Source organism: Pseudomonas sp. ANT_J12 (genome assembly GCF_008370045.1).
Lineage (GTDB): Bacteria > Pseudomonadota > Gammaproteobacteria > Pseudomonadales > Pseudomonadaceae > Aquipseudomonas.
On the sequence record NZ_VOBN01000004.1, the window covers coordinates 1 to 14,757 of the forward strand.

Below are 14,757 nucleotides of genomic sequence, written 5' to 3' on the forward strand. Positions count from 1 at the left end.
GCGGCGTGTCAGGCAACATCTTCGTCGACTGACACACCGCCTTCGCGGGCAAGCCTCGCTCCTACAAGGGCTATTGATGATCGTTCCCACGCTCCGCGTGGGAACGATCAGGCTAATACACCTTCAACCTGCATCTGCCGCAACAACGCCAAGCCGTTTTCCATGAACTCGCTCGACCCGCCAGCCCCCGCCTCCACCGCCAGTCCTTCCAGCTGCGCACGCCCGTCCAGCTCGGGAAACTCGCCGATCCGCTGCAACAACCGCCACGCCAGAGGACTCAACTCAGAGAACTTGACGCTCCAGTCTTCTGTCCGCCGAACCAGCAGCAACGTCGGCTGATCCGGCGCCGCATCAGGCTGATAATCCGGCCCCAGCAGCTGCACCGGCCAGGCATACGCCAACGGCCAGGCCAGTGGCGAGACCTGCAATGGCCGCTCCAGCAACAACCCCGCGTCGCTCATCGGCAACGGCGCGTCGTCAGACTGTTGCAGCGCCATCTCGACCCACTCGTAATGCGCGAGTTCGACCATGAACGGCGGCCAATCCCCGTCGCTCAACCCTGGCGGCTCAGACGCCAGAAACGCGACAAACTCCTGGGCGATCTCGCCAAATTTAGGCGTCTGTGCGCGGTAGTCCCGCAGGAAGATCCGCACCAGCGCGCGCCACTCTTCATTCCCCAGAATCTTCACCAGCACCGGGAAGGTCCCGCTGAGCAACAACGACAGATTGTTGAACACCAGATCCCGATAAACCTGGACCCGAGCGGCATCCATCCCGGCTGGCGGCGTGCAGTGCTCGGGATCGCGCAGGTATCGGGTCAAGGCATCCTGTTGCTGATGCAGCGAAGATTTATCCACGCTTCACCTCCACACCTTGCAAGCGGCGAATGGTCTGCAACTCGACCACCAGTTCCGAAAACACCGGGATGTTGAAGTCCCGTTCCAGCAGCGTCGGTTGTGCGCCGAAGCGGGCGTAAGCCTCGGCCAGCAACGACCACACCACCGGTTTGACCGAGGCACCGTGGGTGTCGATTTTCAAGGTATCGGACTCATCGAAATGCCCGGCGACGTGCATCGCCACCACGCGCCCGGAATCGATCCCTGCCAGAAACGCCTGCGGATCAACGCCGTGGTTGATCGAGTTCACATACACATTGTTGACGTCCAGCAACAGGTCGCAGTCGGCCTCGCGCAACACGGCGTTGGTGAAGGTCAATTCGTCCATGTCCTGCCGGGGCGCGGCGTAATAGGAGACGTTTTCCACCGCCAGCCGCCGACCAAGAATGTCCTGGGACTGACGGATCCGCGTGGCGACGTGCTTCACCGCTTCTTCGGTAAACGGCAGCGGCAGCAGGTCATAAAGATGCCCGTCATCGCTGCAATAACTCAGGTGTTCGCTGTACAGCGGCACCTTGTAGTGATCGAGAAAAACCCGCACTTCCTGCAAAAACCCGACATCCAGCGGCGCCGCCCCGCCCAACGACAGGGACAAACCGTGACAGGACAACGGATAACGCTCGGCCAATGCCCGCAACGCCGCGCCATGGGCACCGCCGATGCCGATCCAGTTTTCCGGAGCGACTTCCAGAAAGTCGAAATTGCCGGCCGGGGCAGCCTGGAGGTCTTTCATCAGGCCGCGACGCAGGCCGAGGCCGACGCTGGCCTTCGTTGGTAAATCAGAGGTCCGCATGATGTCGATCTCATTCTGTGTGGATAAATGAGAGTCGAGTTAATCGAAGCGGTGTATCGGGGCTGTGTTCGGTTTTTGCAGAAATCGACAGCGTCTGTATCAGCCGGCGCACCGTACACACTGCGATACACAACACCCACCCACACAAAAACCGTGTAGGAGCGAGGCTTGCCCGCGAAGACGGTGTACCAGGCAATATCCTTGTCGGCTGACACACCGCCTTCGCGGGCAAGCCTCGCTCCTACATAGGTTGGCCATGTGGCTTTCGTCGCCCCAAACCTCAGTGCCCGGGGGCGGGACTAGACTTAACCCACGCAGGACGTGGTCAGCGTCCTGTTCATTCCCACGACCACCGCCCAGCGGCGCACGCCTCGACCCACATTGCCTCTGGACCGTGATCCTGCCACAGGAGCACACGTGATGGACGAGGCCAGACTTAACGAATTCATGGGCCAACTGGTCAACGACATGGGCGGCGCGGCGATGCTGGCCAATGTCATTCTCGGCGAAGAGCTTGGCTTGTACCGGGCCATGGCCGACAGCCAGCCGATCAGCCCCGACACCCTCGCCGAAAAGACCGGTTGCCACCCTCGCCTGCTGCGCGAATGGCTCAGCGCCCACGCCGCCTCCGGGTACATGGAGCACCAGGACGGCCAGTTCCGCCTGCCCGAAGAGCAAGCCCTGGCCTTGGCCATTGAAGACTCGCCGGTGTACATCGCCGGCGGCATCGGCGTGGTCGCGTCGTTTTTCCATGACAAGGACAAGTTGATCAGCGCTTTTCGCGGCAATGGCGCCCTGCCTTGGGGCGATCACCACCCGTGCATGTTCAGCGGCACCGAACGCTTCTTTCGCCCCGGTTACAAGGCGCATCTGGTGGCCGAATGGTTGCCGGCGCTGGAAGGCGTGGTGGCCAAACTGGAGAGCGGCGCCAAAGTGGCGGACATCGGCTGTGGCCATGGCGCCTCCACGGTGATCATGGCCCAGGCGTTCCCGGATTCGCGCTTTGTGGGCTTCGACTACCACGCGCCCTCCGTCACCGTGGCCACCCAGCGCGCCGAGGCCGGCGGGGTGTCCGGGCGTGCGCGGTTCTTCCAGGGCACGGCGAAAAGCTACCCCGGCACCGACTATGACCTGGTGTGCTATTTCGACTGCCTGCACGACATGGGCGACCCGGTGGGGGCAGCACGGCACGCCTACGATTCGCTGAAACCGGACGGCACGGTGCTGCTGGTGGAGCCTTACGCCAACGATTCCCTCGACGACAATGTCACCCCGGTGGGACGCCTGTTCTATGCCGCTTCGACGTTCATCTGCACGCCCAACTCCCTTTCCCAGGAAGTCGGCCTCGGGCTCGGGGCCCAGGCCGGTGAAGCGCGGCTGCGCAAGGTGTTTACCGAGGCCGGGTTCAAGCATTTCCGCCGGGCGACGGAAACGCCGTTCAACCTGATTCTTGAAGCGCGGAAATAATTGTGGGAGCAAGGCTTGCCCGCGATGGCGTTCTTGATATCGCCATCGCGGGCAAGCCTTGCTCCTACAGGGTGATCGGCAAATGCTACCCTGCAAACACTCAAGGCCCTCCCGGAGTGTTGAACATGCTCGACAGCCCCATCCGCGAACAACTCGACCGTCTTCAGCAGTTAATGGCCGACCAGCCGTTCGCGGTCCTGACGGGCGCGGGCATCAGCACCCCGTCAGGCATTCCCGACTACCGCGACAACCAGGGCGTGCGCCGGGGCCGGCAACCGATGATGTATCAGGAATTCCTCGCCGCCCCCGAATCCCGCCGCCGCTACTGGGCCCGGGCGATGCTCGGTTGGCCGCGGGTGCGCCTGGCCAGCCCGAACCCGGCCCATGAAGCATTGGCCAGCTTGCAGAGTGCGCAGCAGATCGGCGGGCTGATCACGCAGAACGTCGACACTCTGCACGACCAGGCCGGCAGCCATGACGTGATCGAACTCCACGGCAGCCTGCACCGGGTGCTGTGCCTGGATTGCGGCCTGCGCAGTGAACGCGATGCCATTCAACAGCTGATGGAAGCGCAAAACCCCTACCTCGCGGGCGTCGATGCGGTGCAGGCGCCGGATGGCGATACCCTGCTGGATCCGGCGTTTGAAGCGCGGTTTCAGGTGCCGCATTGCCCGCATTGTGGCGAGCAGCGGATGAAACCGGACGTGGTGTTTTTTGGCGAAAACGTCGCGCAGGCGACGGCGGCCAAAGCCATGGCGGCGGTTGAGCAAGCGGCGGGGTTGTTGGCGGTGGGGTCGTCGTTGATGGCGTATTCGGCGTTTCGGTTGTGTCGGGCGGTGGTGGATCAGGGGAAACCGTTGATTGCGATCAATCTGGGCAAGACCCGGGCGGATGACATTCTGGATATGAAGATTGAGGGGTCCTGCGAACAACTATTACCCCTGCTGACACAACGCCTAACCCAATGATCGTTCCCACGCTCCGCGTGGGAATGCCGCCGGGGACGCTCCGCGTTCCGCTTCCGGATGTGACGCAGAGCGTCACGGGATGCATTCCCACGCGGAGCGTGGGAACGATCACGTGGAGGGCGTGTTCCGCGCTCAGGGCATGAGGCGCTGTGCGAGGTTGGCTTCCTTGAAAATATCAAACAACGCCTGCGCCGCCGCCGACAGTTCATGCCCCGGTTTGGTCAGCACACCAATCGCCCGTTCCACTATCGGGTCGCGCAAGGTGATGCAGTGCGCACCCGACTCCTGCATTTGCTGCTTGCACAACGCTGGCACCGCACTCACGCCCAAGCCACTGGCGACCATCCGCCCGACCGTCGCCAGTTGATGGCTTTCAAACTCTACCGGTAATTTCATGCCCCGGGCCTGCAAGTGTTCTTCGAGCATCACCCGCACCGTGGACGGTCGTTGCAAGGTGATAAACGGTTCCTGCAACAAGGTCTGCCAGTCGATCTCATCCCGTTTCGCCAGCGCCGAGTCATGGGGCACCACCGCGACAAAGCGGTCGATGTACAACGGCGTGAACTCCAGAGACGTGCTATGCGCCGGCTCAAACGAAACCCCAAGCTCGACTTGCCGATCCCGGACCATTTCCAGCACCTGCTCGTTGATCACGTCATTCACCGTGACGTTGACTTTCGGGTAACGCGCGCGGAAGGTCTTGAGGATCGGCGGCAGCAGGTTGCCGGCAAACGATGGCATCGCCGCCACGGTCACGCGCCCGCGTTGCAGGGTGAAACGCTGGCGCAGTTCGTCTTCGGCGTTGTCCCAATCGGCGATCAACCGGCGGGCCAGCGGCACCAGGGATTCACCTTCCGGGGTCAGCGCGACGTTGCGCGTGTTGCGGCTGAACAGGCGCCCGCCCAGGCCTTCTTCCAGGGCCTTGATGGTCAGGCTCAGTGCCGATTGCGACAGGTGCAACCGCTCGCAGGCCACGGCAAAGCTCAGGCTCTGGGCCACGGCCAGGAAGGCGCGGATTTGTTTGACGGTCATGCTCGCTTCGCTCCAGTTGTAAGCTGCAGGCTTTAAGCTGCAAGAAGGCTGTAGGAGCATGGCTTGCCCGCGATGGCGTCCTCAAGAATGTCATCGCGAGCAAGCTTTGCTCCTACAAGTGTGATTGGTGAGTTTTATCTATCAATCAACCTTAAAAATCAACTTAACAAATGAATCGCCCGGCGCGACACTCATTCCCACTACGGCTAGCCAGCCGCCCATAAAGAATAAAAGAGGTGCATATGGCAGGTTTCGACAAGCGCGTGAGTTCCTACGAGGAAGCCCTTGCAGGTCTTGAAGACGGCATGACCGTGATCGCCGGCGGCTTCGGCCTGTGCGGCATCCCGGAAAACCTCATCGCCGAGATCAAGCGCAAAGGCACCCGCGAACTCACCGTGGTTTCCAACAACTGCGGCGTCGACGGTTTCGGCCTCGGCGTGCTGCTGGAGGACCGGCAGATTCGCAAGGTTGTCGCTTCGTACGTGGGCGAGAACAAGATGTTCGAAGAGCAGCTGCTCAGCGGCGCCATCGAAGTCGACCTGACCCCGCAAGGCACCCTCGCCGAAAAAATGCGCGCAGGCGGTGCCGGCATCCCCGCTTTCTTTACCGCCACTGGCGTCGGCACCCCGGTCGCCGAAGGCAAGGAAGTGCGCGAATTCCACGGTCGCAAGTACCTGATGGAAGAGTCCATCACTGGTGACTTCGCCATCGTCAAAGGCTGGAAAGCCGACCACTTCGGCAACGTCATCTATCGCCACACCGCCCAGAACTTCAATCCGCTGGCCGCCACCGCCGGCAAGATCACCGTGGTCGAAGTCGAAGAAATCGTTGAACCCGGCGAGCTGGACCCGTCGCAGATCCACACCCCTGGCATCTACGTCGACCGGATCATTTGCGGCACGTTCGAGAAGCGCATCGAACAGCGCACCGTGCGTAAGTGATCCCCTGCCCCCGGACCGAATGAAGGAATAACAACAATGGCACTTTCCCGCGAACAAATGGCTCAACGCGTCGCCCGCGAAATGCAGGACGGCTACTACGTGAACCTGGGCATCGGCATCCCGACCCTGGTCGCCAACTACATCCCCGAAGGCATGGAAGTCATGCTGCAGTCGGAAAACGGCCTGCTGGGCATGGGACCGTTTCCTACGGAAGACACCATCGATGCCGACATGATCAACGCCGGCAAGCAAACCGTGACCGCGCGGATCGGCGCGTCGATTTTTTCCTCGGCCGAATCCTTCGCGATGATCCGTGGCGGTCACGTCGACCTGACCGTGCTCGGCGCCTTTGAAGTGGACGTCGAGGGCAACATCGCCTCGTGGATGATCCCCGGAAAACTGGTCAAGGGCATGGGCGGCGCCATGGACCTCGTGGCAGGCGCAGACAACATCATCGTGATCATGACCCACGCGTCCAAGGACGGTGAGTCCAAGCTTCTGTCCAAATGCAGCCTGCCGCTGACCGGCGCCGGGTGCATCAAGCGTGTGCTGACCGACCTCGCCTACCTCGAAATCAAGGACGGCGCGTTCATTCTCAAAGAACGCGCGCCGGGAGTGAGCGTCGAAGAAATTGTCGCCAAGACCGCCGGCAAGCTGATCGTGCCGGACCATGTGCCGGAAATGCAGTTCGCTGCCCAGTGAGGAATCATTCCATGCAAGACGTCGTTATTGTTGCCGCCACCCGTACCGCCATTGGCAGTTTCCAGGGTGCGTTGGCCGGTGTGTCCGCCGTTGACCTGGGCGCTGCGGTGATCCGTCAGTTGTTGGCGCAAACCGGGCTCGACCCGGCGCAGGTCGATGAAGTGATCATGGGCCAGGTGCTCACCGCCGGCGCCGGGCAGAACCCTGCGCGCCAGTCGGCGATCAAGGCAGGCCTGCCGTTCAGCGTGCCGGCCATGACCCTGAACAAAGTCTGCGGTTCGGGCCTCAAAGCCCTGCACCTGGCGACCCAGGCGATTCGCTGCGGCGATGCCGACGTGATCATTGCCGGCGGCCAGGAAAACATGAGCCTGTCCAACTACGTGATGCCCGGCGCGCGCACCGGTTTGCGCATGGGTCACGCACAAATCGTCGACACCATGATCAGCGATGGCCTGTGGGATGCGTTCAACGATTACCACATGGGCATCACCGCCGAGAACCTGGCCGAGAAGTACAGCCTGACGCGCGAGCAGCAAGATGCGTTCGCCGCCGCCTCGCAGCAGAAAGCCACCGCCGCCATCGAAGCCGGGCGTTTTGTCGATGAGATCACGCCGATCCTGATTCCCCAGCGCAAAGGCGATCCACTGTCCTTCGCCACCGACGAACAACCACGGGCCGGCACCACCGCCGAGTCCTTGGGCAAACTGAAACCGGCCTTCAAGAAGGACGGTTCGGTGACTGCCGGTAACGCTTCGTCGCTGAACGACGGCGCGGCTGCGGTGATCCTGATGAGCGCCGAAAAAGCCAAGGCCCTGGGCCTGCCGGTTTTGGCGAAAATCGCCGCTTACGCCAATGCGGGCGTCGACCCGGCGATCATGGGCATCGGCCCGGTATCCGCCACTCGCCGCTGCCTGAGCAAGGCCGGCTGGTCCATCGACCAACTGGACCTGATCGAAGCCAACGAAGCCTTCGCCGCGCAATCCCTAGCAGTGGCCAAGGACCTGGAATGGGACCTGGACAAAGTCAACGTCAACGGTGGCGCCATTGCCCTGGGCCATCCGATCGGTGCCTCGGGTTGCCGGGTGCTGGTGACCTTGCTGCATGAAATGATCAAGCGCGACGCCAAGAAAGGCCTCGCCACCCTGTGCATCGGTGGTGGTCAAGGCGTGGCACTGGCGATCGAACGGGCTTAACCCCACACGATCGTTCCCACGCGCAGCAAAGGAATGCAGCCCGGGACGCTCCGCGTCCCAAAGCGGACGTAGAGCGTCCGTTGAGGCATTCCCACGCAGAGCGTGGGAACGATCATTGCGTGGTCCGTTAGCCAAACTTCACCAGGTTCAACGTCGGCAACGGCCCGCCCGGGAACTGCGCCAACCGCGCGCCAACACTCAACGCGCCAAGATCAACGGCAAAAAATCCCAACTGCTCGATCAGCGCGCTGACCTGCCCTTTCGCCTCGGCATCATCACCCGAAAGAAACAGCACGCGCTTGCCCCCCTCCGCCGCCGGATCACTCTCCAGCAACCGCGCCGCCAGGTGATTGAACGCCTTCACCACCCGCGCGCCCGGCACCCATTCGGCGAAGACTTCGCTGGAGGTACGGCCCTGCAAATCCACCGCTTTGAACGCGGGGGCCTCAATCGAATTGTTGGCATCAAGGACGATCCGCCCGGCGAAATCCGGCAGCCCCGCCAACGCCGTGGGCAATTTCGACCAGTTGACCGCCACCAGCACAATGTCCTGCGCCGCGGCTTCTTCACGGGTGCCGGCACGGGCGGTCGGCCCGAGTTCGTCCACCAGCGCCGTCAGGGTTTGCGGCCCACGGCTGTTGGCGATGACCAATTCAATCCCTTGACGGGAAAGGGCCCGGGCGAAGGCTGAGCCGATGGCGCCGGCGCCGATGATTCCGATAGTGCTCATGGTTATTCACTCCAAGTGGGTTGTGGTTGGAGTGAATACTGCGCTTGCCATTAGGTCCTGATTAGCCGGTAATGATTTGAATGATCTTCAAGCATTGCTATCAGGTACCCGCCATGGAAACCCTCGCCAATCTCGAATCCTTTGTCCGCAGCGCCGAAACCGGCAGCTTTTCCGCCGCCGCGCGGTTACTGGCGCTGACGCCGGCTGCGGTCAGTCGCAACGTGGCAATGCTGGAGCGCAACCTCGGTGTGCGGCTGTTCCAGCGCTCGACGCGCAAGCTGTCCCTGACCGAGGCAGGGGAAGGATTTCTGGCGAGTATCAGCAGCAATTTGCAGGGCTTGCAGGCGGCGATCAGTGCCGTGAGCAGTGATCGCGGCGAGCCGGCAGGTGCGCTCAAGGTCAGCCTGGCGCCGACGTTTGGCATCGGTCATGTGCTCCCGTTGCTGCCGGCGTTCCTGGCGCGTTATCCGTTGATCCGGCCGGAGTGGCACTTCGAAAATCGCCAGGTGGATTTGATTGCAGAAGGGTATGACGCGGCCATCGGTGGTGGTTTTGAATTGACGCCGGGGATCATCGCCCGGACGTTGGCGGCGGCCGATATCGTCGCCGTCGCGTCACCGGCCTATCTGGCCGGACGCGCCCTGCCCGCCAGCCCGGCGGACTTGCTGGAACACACCGGCATCGTGATGCGCGGCATGCGTACCGGGCGGGTTCGTCAGTGGGTCATGCGCGATGGTGCGGGGCATGAGGCGAGCGCCACGTTGCACGAAAACATCGTGCTCAATGACCCGGCGGCCATGCGCGAGGCGGCCCTGCTCGGCCTGGGCGTGACGCTGCTGGTGCTGCCCGATGTGGTCACGCAGATCCAGCGCGGTGAGCTGGTGCGCCTGCTGCCGGACTGGAAAGCGGATGCGGGGCCGATCTCGCTGTACTACCCGAGCCGCACATTGATGCCGGCCAAGACCCGGGTGTTTATTGATTTTGTGATGGATGCGTTCGGTGGCTGACCGATCATTCCCACGCTCCGCGTGGGAACGATCTGGGTCAAACCACCAACTGCAAAATCAACCACGCATTCGCCGCACTGATTACCGTAAACAACCCCCACGCCAATACCCGCGTCGGCAACCGGTTCACAAACGGCCCCATCAACTTCCGGTCATTGGTCATGCTGATCAACGGGTACAGCGCAAACGGCAATTGCAGGCTCAGCACCACCTGACTCATCACCAACAACTTGCCAATCGCATTGTCGCCCATCAGCCATACGCCGATGAACGCCGGGATCAGCGCCAGCCCACGGGTGATCAAGCGCCGTTGATAGCAAGGAATCCGCAGGTTCAGGTAACCCTCCATGATCACCTGGCCGGCGATGGTGCCGGTAAAGGTCGAACTCTGCCCCGAGGCCAGCAGCGCGACACCAAACAGCACGCTGGCCAAGGCCCCGCCCACCAGCGGATCAAGCAGGTGATAGGCGTCCTGGATGTCCACCACATCGCTGTGCCCGGTGCTGTGGAACGCGGCCGCCGCCAGGATCAGGATCGCCGCGTTGACCAGCAATGCCAGGGCCAGGGAGCCAATGGTGTCGATGCGCGCCAGTTTGACCGCGTCCTGCTTGCTGGCCAGGTCCTTGCCGATCAGCCGGGTTTGTACAATCGAGGTGTGCAGGTACAAGTTATGCGGCATCACCGTGGCCCCGAGAATGCCGATGGCGATGTACAGCGGCGCGGCGTCACCAATGGCCGCCAGCGATGGGGTGAAACCACGGGCGACGTCCGGCCAATAAGGTTTGATCAGCAGCAGTTCGACAAAAAAACACGCGCCGATGGTGCCGACCAGCACCAGCATGATCGCTTCCAGGCGGCGGAAGCCACGGTTCTGCAAGGCCAGCACCAACAGCGTTTCGAAGGCAGTCAGGGCGATGCCGAAGGTCAGCGAGCAGCCCAGCAGCAAATGGAACGCCAGGGCGCAGCCGAGCACTTCGGCCAGATCGGTGGCGATGATCGAGATTTCCGCCAGCACCCATTGGGTGCGCGCGGTGCGGGTGCTGTAACGCTCCCGGGACAATTGCGCCAGGTCACGCCCGGTGGCGATGCCCAGCCGCGAACACAGACACTGCACCACCATCCCGGCCAGGCTCGCCAGCAGCACAACAAACAGCAAGCTGTAGCCAAACCGCGACCCGGCCTCGATGGCGGTGGCCCAGTTGCCGGGGTCCATGTAGCCGATCGACACCAGCAAACCGGGGCCGGCAAAACGCAGCAGGCGCTTGAAGAACGAAGCGCCCGGATCGACCGCAACACTGCCAGCCACTTCCGGCGGACAAAACGGCGCCGTGGCGAGTTTGGGCAAAAAACTGAAGTTCACGCAAACATCCAGAAACAATTGGAAAGGCGCAGCTTAGACGGTTCGCACCTTCACAGGCTATACACGCAGCGCCTACTCGGCGCCGTGGCGGCGGAAGAATAGGGTCACCTGACCCAGTTCAAAGCCGAATTTGGTCATCGCCGAACGGTTAGCCATGGTGTTTTCGTCGAGCAGGTACATCCAGTCATCGAAGTGCACCTGATAGACCTTTTCGTCCACCGGCAGACTGAGTATGTAGCGCCAGTGCAGCGCGTTGCCGGCCACTTCACCGCTGGATTCGCCGACCACATCGCCCGCCGTACCGCGCCAACGGCCGGGACCGTCCGGGTGCAGGGTCCAGACCCGCGTCTGTTTCGAACCGTCGCTGTAGGTGAAGGCCTCGTGCATGATCAGATTGGGCCCGTCCATGCGGCTGTCGATCAGCACATGAAAGCGCTTGACCACCTCCCCCGAACGCTTCTGGAACATCCCCCAACCGTCTACCCGACCGACAAAGAACCCCGGCAAATCGAGCTTGGGGTTTTGCTCGCTGTAGCGATGCACATCGACGCCGCCGCAACCGGCCAGACACACGAACAACACCAGCAACAACTTCTTCAGCATAACGACGTCCTCAAGGCTTGGCGGTACCCAATAATTGCTCGCGCAACTCGGGATTACGGGTGCGCGGGTCGAGCCAGATGTCGAAGAAAGCGCGGGCGAATTGCGGGTCTTTCACTTCGTGCTGCAGGTGCTGGCCGACAAAAAAACGCGCGCCCTGCCCCGGCAAATACACCCCGGTGATGCGGGTTCCGGCCTGGACATCGACGAACGACTGTTGCATCTGAGCCTGCCAGCCGGCCAGTTGCTCGGCGCTGACCGAGGCGCCGGACAAGCGCTTGATCTCATCGACGCTGGCCTTCACCAGATCGTCTCGGGAAATGCTGCGCTGGTAGATCAGCTCCAGGGCAAACGGCTGATCCGTCGCCATGGGCCGCACGGCACTCCAGAGTCGAGCGTTATAGACATCAAAACCGAACACCCGAAACTCCCCGGCGCCCACGATCTGCGCACCGGGCAGCGCATCTTGCCAATTGGCCACCGCGTGGCTGCCGAGCACAGCGAGTAGCCAGAGGCAGTGACGAAAGCGTGATCGTGATCTGTTCATGGCGGCTCGGTAAGCGCTGAAGACCTCCTTAAAACTTATACGCAAAAGTCTTTTCTGTACAATTTTTAAAGGCGATGGTTTTGTATACAAAATCTGGACATCCCTAGAGCAATCCGTCGTCTTCAATGCTAACGTGGCCGCCTCACACAGGTCGGAGGTGCGTGCGTGCTGCTGCTCAAGTTGCTGGTGATTCCCGGGTTTCTGCTGCTGATTTCCCTGGCGGGCAAACGTTGGGGGCCGAGCGTGGCCGGGTGGTTGTCGGGGCTGCCGGTGGTGGTCGGGCCGATTCTGTTTTTCCTCGCCATCGAGCAGGGCCAGGTATTCGCTGCTCAAGCCGCGACCGCTGCCTTGTCCGCGATGTTTGCCATGATCGCCTTCTGCGTGACGTACGCTCAGGTAGCGCAACGGGCCGCGTGGCCGTGGGCGCTGGCGATTTCCATGTTGGTATGGGCAACGGTGGCTGTCGTGCTCTCGCTGATCCCGCCGTCCCTGATCTTCTCGGTGATCGCCGCCGCCACCGCGCTGCTGGCCGCGCCTTACCTGTTTCCGTCGGTGCAGCCGATTGTTTCAGGCCCCAAGCCCAAGTCCGACAAGCTGCTGCTGCGCATGGTGGCCGGCGCGCTGCTGACCCTGGCCGTCACGCTGCTGGCCAGTACGGTGGGCGAGCGCTGGAGCGGCTTGCTGGCGGTGTTCCCGGTATTGGGCAGCGTGATGGCGGTGTTCTCCCAGCAAACCCGTGGCTCGGGGTTTACCGCCGCCCTGTTGCGCGCCACCGCCACCGGGATGTACTCGTTCGCTGCGTTCTGCCTGGTGCTGGCGCTGACGTTGCCAAGCCTGGGCCTGCCGGCGTTTGCCCTGGGTGTGGGGGTGTCCGTGGGTATGCTCGGGGTGACTCGGCGTTTGCTGGCGAAACCGGCAGTGACAAGCCGTTCGCGGGTTGCGAACGAGTAGGCCAGAAACTGCCTACCCGTCAGCGCAGGACGTACACCGGGCTGGATGCGACCCGAGTGCCATGGGATGATCGCCCCCTAGCGCGACCATCCCTGGAGAGTTTCTATGTCATTGTTCCGTAAAAAAGCCGTTGTCCTGTTGCTGACGGCGGCTGCCAGCCTGGGGGCCATGAATGTGTATGCCGCCAAGGCCACTGCCAGCGACACCGCGCCCATCAAAGTCTCGTTGCTCAGCGGCAAATTCAAATTCACCCTGCCCAAGGGCTTCGTCGCCAACCCGCTGCCGCCCGGCGCGACCGGTGCAACCGGCACCATGTACGCCAACGAGACCACCAAGACCGTGGTGATCGCGGCTGAAAACAACCTGGCACCGGGCGTCAACGTCAAGGACAACGACAGCGAGTTCCTCGACAGCACCGCCGCCGATTTCGACGCCGCTGAACACAAGGCCCTGCCGGACTTCACCAAGCTCAGCGAAAAAAGCCTGACGATGAAAGGCACCGGGTTGGGCGTGCGGCAGATCGACAGCACCGCCACCCAGGGTGGCGGCAAGACCCTCAACACCACGCTGATGGCCGGCTCCGGCAACCGGATGACGGTGATTCAGATCATCTCGCGCCCAACCGACAAGGCGGGTCACGACACGTTGGTCAAGCAGATCACCGGCAAGTAAATCCGCGGGATTCAGGGGTTGAGGCGCAGCAACCAGGCGTTCAAGTCCTGGATCTCGGCGGCGCTGATGCTGTGGCCCAGACCTGCGTAGGTATGAAATTCAGGCTTGAGTGACAGCTTCTGCAACAGGCTGTTGGCCGCCGTGCCGTCGACCAACGGCAAGCGTTTGTCCTCGGTGCCATGACCGATGAAAATCGCCAGTGACTGGCGTTTTTCATCCGGTTTCAGCTCAGCCTTGAGCACCGGCAATATCCGCCCGCTCAACGCCGCAATCCCGCCCACCGCCTCGGGATGACGCAACGCCACCTCATAGGACATGATCGCGCCCTGGCTGAACCCCACCAGGAACACCTTGTTGGCGTCGGTGTGGTATTTCTTCGCCGCCTGGGCGATGAAATCCAGCAACACCTTGCCGCTGGTCTTCAGATCATCGGTCTCACCGTTGTAGGCGCCTTCGCCTTTCTTGCGAAACCACTGATAACTATCGGCATCCAGGGCCACCGGCGCCTGCACCGACAGGTAGCTGTACTGCGCCGGCAATTCATCCTTGATCCCGAACAGATCTCGCTCGTTACTGCCATAGCCGTGGAGAAAAATCACCAGCGGTTGATCGCGGGACTCAGGGTTGGCCTGCTCCAGGTAGTTGAGCGGCAGGTCGGTGTGCAGCGGGGTTTGAGCGTGGACCGTGGCGGATGCCAGGCACATGAGCAGAGCGAAAAACTTCAGCATATTTCTTCCTTCACAGGGCGCAGGATTCGGGGGGTACCCTAACATTGCCGAGGTTTTGGGTGTGGCTGATGCCGCCTTCGCGGGCAAGCCTCGCTCCTAAAGGTACGGTGGTGCTTTTGTAGGAGCGAGGCTTGCCCGCGAAGAGGCCATCACAGGCAACAAATAATCCC

General features: G+C 62.1%; 16 protein-coding genes. 8 read left to right on the forward strand and 8 right to left on the reverse strand.

What is annotated here, in order from left to right; all coding sequences use genetic code 11:
* Positions 1–107 precede the first annotated feature (107 nt).
* The gene (locus tag FQ192_RS10765) at positions 108–857 is read right to left on the reverse strand and encodes a DUF2063 domain-containing protein (protein WP_149658609.1); all 750 of its coding nucleotides are present in this window, start codon (positions 855–857) and stop codon (positions 108–110) included.
* A complete protein-coding gene (locus FQ192_RS10770; RefSeq protein ID WP_149658610.1) occupies positions 850–1,689 on the reverse strand; it encodes a DUF692 domain-containing protein in 840 nt (279 codons plus the stop codon). Before FQ192_RS10770 ends, FQ192_RS10765 begins: the two co-directional genes overlap by 8 nt.
* Before the next feature lie 420 nt (positions 1,690–2,109).
* On the opposite strand from FQ192_RS10770, the gene FQ192_RS10775 reads away from it, so the two are divergent.
* A complete protein-coding gene (locus FQ192_RS10775) occupies positions 2,110–3,156 on the forward strand; it encodes a class I SAM-dependent methyltransferase (RefSeq protein WP_133835896.1) in 1,047 nt (348 codons plus the stop codon).
* A gap of 125 nt (positions 3,157–3,281) precedes the next feature.
* Positions 3,282–4,124, forward strand: a complete 843-nt coding sequence (locus tag FQ192_RS10780) for an NAD-dependent protein deacetylase (RefSeq protein ID WP_149658611.1) — start codon at positions 3,282–3,284, stop codon at positions 4,122–4,124.
* 132 nt (positions 4,125–4,256) lie between these two features.
* Here the strand turns inward: FQ192_RS10780 and FQ192_RS10785 are convergent, their stop codons facing one another.
* The gene (locus FQ192_RS10785; protein WP_149658612.1) at positions 4,257–5,156 is read right to left on the reverse strand and encodes a LysR family transcriptional regulator; all 900 of its coding nucleotides are present in this window, start codon (positions 5,154–5,156) and stop codon (positions 4,257–4,259) included.
* 242 nt (positions 5,157–5,398) lie between these two features.
* Between FQ192_RS10785 and FQ192_RS10790 the strand changes: the two genes are divergently transcribed.
* The 3 genes from FQ192_RS10790 to FQ192_RS10800 are packed head-to-tail and all read left to right on the forward strand — an operon-like array spanning position 5,399 to position 7,992.
* Complete coding sequence (locus FQ192_RS10790) at positions 5,399–6,097, forward strand: CoA transferase subunit A (protein WP_149658613.1); 699 nt, start codon at positions 5,399–5,401, stop codon at positions 6,095–6,097.
* A gap of 36 nt (positions 6,098–6,133) precedes the next feature.
* Positions 6,134–6,799 carry a CoA transferase subunit B gene (locus tag FQ192_RS10795; RefSeq protein WP_149658614.1) on the forward strand — a complete coding sequence of 222 codons (666 nt, stop codon included), beginning with the start codon at positions 6,134–6,136 and terminating at the stop codon, positions 6,797–6,799.
* Positions 6,800–6,810: 11 nt separating this feature from the next.
* Complete coding sequence (locus tag FQ192_RS10800; protein ID WP_149658615.1) at positions 6,811–7,992, forward strand: acetyl-CoA C-acetyltransferase; 1,182 nt, start codon at positions 6,811–6,813, stop codon at positions 7,990–7,992.
* Positions 7,993–8,119: 127 nt separating this feature from the next.
* On the opposite strand, the gene FQ192_RS10810 is transcribed toward FQ192_RS10800, so the two are convergent.
* Complete coding sequence (locus tag FQ192_RS10810; RefSeq protein ID WP_149658616.1) at positions 8,120–8,722, reverse strand: NADPH-dependent F420 reductase; 603 nt, start codon at positions 8,720–8,722, stop codon at positions 8,120–8,122.
* 113 nt (positions 8,723–8,835) lie between these two features.
* Between FQ192_RS10810 and FQ192_RS10815 the strand changes: the two genes are divergently transcribed.
* On the forward strand, positions 8,836–9,729 hold the full coding sequence (locus FQ192_RS10815) for a LysR family transcriptional regulator (protein ID WP_149658617.1): 894 nt from the start codon (positions 8,836–8,838) through the stop codon (positions 9,727–9,729).
* 37 nt (positions 9,730–9,766) lie between these two features.
* Here the strand turns inward: FQ192_RS10815 and FQ192_RS10820 are convergent, their stop codons facing one another.
* From FQ192_RS10820 to FQ192_RS10830, 3 genes are all read right to left on the reverse strand, one after another.
* Positions 9,767–11,089: an Nramp family divalent metal transporter gene (locus tag FQ192_RS10820; RefSeq protein ID WP_149658618.1), complete on the reverse strand. Its 1,323-nt coding sequence runs from the start codon at positions 11,087–11,089 to the stop codon at positions 9,767–9,769.
* 72 nt (positions 11,090–11,161) lie between these two features.
* Positions 11,162–11,692 (reverse strand): DUF3833 domain-containing protein, encoded by a 531-nt coding sequence (locus FQ192_RS10825; protein WP_149658619.1) that lies wholly within the window; start codon positions 11,690–11,692, stop codon positions 11,162–11,164.
* 10 nt (positions 11,693–11,702) lie between these two features.
* The gene (locus tag FQ192_RS10830) at positions 11,703–12,236 is read right to left on the reverse strand and encodes a chalcone isomerase family protein (protein WP_149658620.1); all 534 of its coding nucleotides are present in this window, start codon (positions 12,234–12,236) and stop codon (positions 11,703–11,705) included.
* Between the two features lie 165 nt (positions 12,237–12,401).
* Here FQ192_RS10830 and FQ192_RS10835 point away from each other — a divergent pair, with 165 nt between their 5' ends.
* Positions 12,402–13,187 (forward strand): hypothetical protein, encoded by a 786-nt coding sequence (locus tag FQ192_RS10835; RefSeq protein WP_149658621.1) that lies wholly within the window; start codon positions 12,402–12,404, stop codon positions 13,185–13,187.
* 105 nt (positions 13,188–13,292) lie between these two features.
* Entirely contained in the window at positions 13,293–13,859 is a 567-nt protein-coding gene (locus FQ192_RS10840) for a hypothetical protein (RefSeq protein WP_149658622.1), read from the forward strand.
* 11 nt (positions 13,860–13,870) lie between these two features.
* On the opposite strand, the gene FQ192_RS10845 is transcribed toward FQ192_RS10840, so the two are convergent.
* Positions 13,871–14,587, reverse strand: a complete 717-nt coding sequence (locus tag FQ192_RS10845) for an alpha/beta hydrolase (protein WP_149658623.1) — start codon at positions 14,585–14,587, stop codon at positions 13,871–13,873.
* Positions 14,588–14,757 lie beyond the last annotated feature (170 nt).